Below are 1,106 nucleotides of genomic sequence, written 5' to 3' on the forward strand. Positions count from 1 at the left end.
CGGCAGTACCGCGAGAACCTCGCCGACGCTGCTGCCGCCGTCGCCGACGAGGGCGTCGAGCTGCAGATCGACAAGGTCGGGCAGTACGCCCCACGACCGGGCTTCGCCGAGGCCAACAGCGGTGAGCTGGTGCGTTCGCTCCGCGCCCTCGACGGCGCCCCGGACTCCGAGATCGCCGTGCTCTTCGTCACGCACTCCATCCCCGAGGCCATGGACGACACGTCGGGACCGGGTGATGGTGAGGGCAACCTCTACCAGCGACAGCACCTCGCGCTGGCCTCCCGGCTGACGGAGGAGGCGAACCGCGTGCTCGGGCGCGACCTGACGGGCGAGCTCGTCTTCTGCTCGCGCTCGGGGCCGCCGACCCAGCCGTGGCTCGAGCCCGACGTCAACGAGCGCATGCGCGAGCTCGCGGCCACCGGGGTCCGCACCGTCGTCACGGCGCCCATCGGGTTCGTCAGCGACCACATGGAGGTCGTCTACGACCTCGACACCGAGGCGCAGGCGACGGCCGACGAGCTGGGTCTGACCCACGTCCGCGTCCCGACCGTCGGCACCGTCGCCGCGTTCGTGCGCGACCTCGTCGACGCCCTGCTCGAGCGTGCCGCGGAGGCGCGCGGCGAGGACGTCCCGCAGTTCGAGGGTCGGATGCCCTCGGTGTGTGCGCCCGGCTGCTGCCCCAACCTGCGCCAGGCCCGACCCGCCCTGTGCGGCAGGGACTGAGGCCGGCGATGACGACCCCAACCACGCCTGCACTGCCCGAGGGCGTCAGCGTCGAGGAGCTGGAGAGGCTCTGCATCGACGTCGCCACCGAGGCGTCACGCTTCATCCGCGACGAGCGGCCGGAGCGCATGGGGGTGGCCGCGACGAAGTCGAGCGAGACCGACGTCGTGRCCGTCATGGACCGGCGCTCGGAGGAGCTGCTGCACCGCCTCATCCAGCAGGCCCGCCCCGACGACGGCATCCTCGGGGAGGAGGGGGCCGACGTCATCGGGACGTCCGGCCTGACGTGGGTGCTCGACCCGATCGACGGCACCGTCAACTACCTCTACGAGATCCCGGCGTATGCCGTGTCCGTGGCCGTCGTGGTCGGCGACGCCCGCTCC

The 1,106-nt window shown here is 72.4% G+C and carries 2 protein-coding genes; both read left to right on the forward strand.

What is annotated here, in order from left to right; genetic code table 11:
* On the forward strand, window positions 1-723 hold a 723-nt coding region (locus AC1DP0_RS22165), incomplete at its 5' end, for a ferrochelatase (protein ID WP_478088790.1).
* An 8-nt stretch (window positions 724-731) separates the two neighbouring features.
* A partial coding sequence (locus tag AC1DP0_RS22170; protein WP_478088792.1) for an inositol monophosphatase family protein occupies window positions 732-1,106 on the forward strand: 375 nt, incomplete at its 3' end.

The organism is Terrabacter sp. P5_B1 (assembly GCF_056400505.1).